General features: G+C 37.8%; 2 protein-coding genes and 2 pseudogenes. All 4 read left to right on the plus strand.

The features are described from left to right. Positions 1-160: 160 nt before the first annotated feature. The gene (locus WDC_RS08990) at positions 161-886 is read left to right on the plus strand and encodes an ABC transporter ATP-binding protein (protein WP_044011528.1); all 726 of its coding nucleotides are present in this window, start codon (positions 161-163) and stop codon (positions 884-886) included. Further along, positions 883-2,010, plus strand: a pseudogene (locus WDC_RS08995) (ABC transporter permease). The gene WDC_RS08990 and the pseudogene WDC_RS08995 overlap by 4 nt, the downstream one beginning before the upstream one ends. Positions 2,011-2,050: 40 nt before the next feature. Next, on the plus strand, positions 2,051-2,686 hold the full coding sequence (locus WDC_RS09000; protein ID WP_044011529.1) for a TetR/AcrR family transcriptional regulator: 636 nt from the start codon (positions 2,051-2,053) through the stop codon (positions 2,684-2,686). A gap of 125 nt (positions 2,687-2,811) precedes the next feature. Continuing rightward, positions 2,812-3,057, plus strand: a pseudogene (locus WDC_RS09935) (ISL3 family transposase); the annotation flags it as partial.

A 3,057-nucleotide genomic window follows, 5' to 3' on the forward strand; every position in this document is an offset into this window, starting at 1 on the left:
GCCACTAACTACTATACCACCGTAGTCCGAAAAAACAAGTACTTACCCTTATGTAGGTAATACTAACATACGAGGGATTGACTTTGAAAAGATGTGCATCTATAATGATTTTTGAAAAGTAAGTGAGTGGTTACTCACCAACTATAAGGAGGCTTACATTATGGCAGAAACAACTATTTCATTAAATCACCTAGTTAAAAAATTTGGTAAGCAAACTGTGCTCGCAGACATTAATCTAAATGTAACTAAAGGAGAAATTGTTGGATTAATTGGCCCATCTGGTGCCGGTAAATCAACTGTGATTAAAACTACCCTTGGCATGGAAGTCGCCGATGGTGGTAAGGCAACAGTCTTTGGACAAATAATGCCTAATCGGAAACTGCTATCACGCATTGGCTACATGGCTCAAACGGATGCGCTTTATGAATCTTTGTCTGGCAAAGAAAACTTGCAATTTTATGCCAGTATGAAGGGGCTTTCGAAAACTGAAACGAATAAAGAAATTGCCCATGTTGCTGAAGTGGTTTCACTAACCCCCGATTTGAGTAAACGCGTTAGCGGCTATTCAGGTGGAATGATGCGTCGACTTTCATTAGCAATTGCCCTATTGGGAAGCCCAGAATTACTGATTTTAGATGAACCCACTGTTGGAATAGATCCAGCGCTCCGTCGTCAAATTTGGAAGGAGCTCAATCAAATCCGAACAGAGGGTCGCAGTATTTTAATTACCACCCACGTGATGGATGAAGCTGAATTGACGAGCAAAGTGGCACTATTATTGGATGGCAAAGTAATGGCATTTGATACGCCACAAGCACTGGAGTCTCAATATCAAGTTAATACAATTGAGGAAGTATTTTTAAAAGCTGAGGGGGTAAAATCATGAGAACATTTGCAATTATGACCCGCGTATTAAAAGAACTCATTCGGGATAAACGAACACTTGCACTAATGTTTATTGCTCCTATTTTCATTTTGATCTTGATGAATCTAATTTTTTCTGCTAATCAAGCCACTGATATTACAGTTGGCACTGTCTCCGTCTCGCAGTCGTTAAACAAGGATTTAGGACAAAGTAAACATGTAGACATCAAGACCTACAACTCACAGACACAGGCCAAAAAAGCACTCAAGGATGAAACGATTGACGCTGTAATTAAAAAAAGTGGCAATAACTATAACATTACCTATGCGAATACCGATTCCAGCAAAACAACTGCCACAAAAATGGCATTCAAAAATGCACTCACGACCAATGGTACCAACACTTTAAAGTCACACCTATAGGCAGCTACCACAGCTCTGGCTAACATTCCTGCCACTGCACAAACCGCCCAGCAATCACCGCAAGCCACAACTCAAGCACCACCAAAAATAACGAATCATTATGCATATGGTGACTCTGATACTGGCTTTTTTAACAAAATATTGCCAATTTTGATGGGCTTTTTCGTCTTTTTCTTTGTCTTTCTCATTTCAGGAATGGCACTCTTGAAGGAACGAACAAGCGGTACGTTAGATCGGTTGCTAGCAACTCCCGTGAAACGATACGAAATTGAATTTGGCTATATGGCCAGTTATGGTATTTTAGCAATTTTCCAAACTATTTTGATTGTAATCGTCACAATCTGGTTGTTAGGAATTGAAGTCGTTGGGAATGTTTTCGGAGTAGTCATGATTAATTTGGTATTGGCGCTCGTCGCATTAGCATTCGGAATTCTACTATCAACATTTGCTAATTCTGAATTTCAGATGGTCCAATTTATCCCACTGGTTGTTATTCCACAAATATTTTTCTCAGGTATTATTCCCCTGGATTCAATGGCCAGTTGGGTAAAAGATATTTCATACGTTATCCCAATCAAATATTCTGGTGATGCAGCTACCAAAATTATTATGAACAGTAAAAATTTACTAAATGTTTGGCCAGACATTGGAGTACTCTTGATATTCTTGGTTATTTTAACGATATTGAACATTCGTGGATTACGCCGATACCGAAAAGTCTAGAATCATTTCATTAGAGAATTTACAGCAAAGGATGTTTTACATGAATGAAAATATATTTACCAATTATCGTACTTGGCTAACTGAACAAAAAATACCAAACGGGAAAAAAGCAGTCCTATTATCTGGATTAAATCTATTCGCCCAGCAAGGATACGACGGCACCTCCACTGCCCAAATTGCAGACAATGCTGGCGTCAGTCAAGCCACCATTTTTAAATATTTTAAAACGAAACAAGCTTTATTGTTAGCCATTCTGCAGCCAATTATTGAAAACTTTTTTCCACTCTACCGGGACGATTTTCTGGACCAATTAAATAAATTTAATAGTTTGCCGCAAGTAATTCAGTTCATGGTTACTAATCGCTACCACTTTTTACAAGAAAACAGTGATGCATTTACTATTTTGCTATCTCAATTCTTGACTAGTGAGGCTATCCGGACACTACTATTTAAAATAATCGGTGAATCGATGCCTATGATTTCCAAAGAATTGTTGGCTAAATTAAAGGAAAACGGTGCCCGACCTGAGCTAGATTTGATTACCCTCTTTCGAGCGCTATTTGGCCAAATCGTAATTTACTTTTTGCAAAATCGGTTTATTCCTAAAATCCAAGCGGACGAAGATAAAGACCTTAAATTGATTGCGGATCAGGTTATTCGTGCTATTAGTGCCTAAAAAATGGGGTCTACACTTTCTGGTGTTGATGAAATAACCAACATCAGATTTTTTTGTATTTAAAAGGACATGACATCCTATGATACGATTTAAGCGCCTAAACCAAATCGAAAGAAGGAATTGTCATGCCCCAAACTAATTCTATACTAAGTCTCCTAGGAATAACAGATGAAAATATCACTACATCATCTGTAAAGGAATATAGTATTGATAAAAATAACGAAAGGAAAAAAATCAGGGTTATAAGTGCAGTACTAACGTACTGCAGGAAAAGATGTCCCAACTGTGGGTTCGAAACTCTTACGAAAAATGGAACTCGATTAACTAAGCTTCATTTAAATTCTATTAATGGTCCTGAAATTCATATTGGA

The sequence above is a fragment of the Paucilactobacillus wasatchensis genome (assembly GCF_000876205.1).
GTDB lineage: Bacteria > Bacillota > Bacilli > Lactobacillales > Lactobacillaceae > Paucilactobacillus > Paucilactobacillus wasatchensis.

Bases quoted from the DNA above. Each gene is read 5' to 3' on its own strand.
- WDC_RS09000 (WP_044011529.1), top strand. From the start codon at position 2,051: ATGAATGAAAATATATTTACCAATTATCGTACTTGGCTAACTGAACAA.
- WDC_RS08990 (WP_044011528.1), top strand. From the start codon at position 161: ATGGCAGAAACAACTATTTCATTAAATCACCTAGTTAAAAAATTTGGT.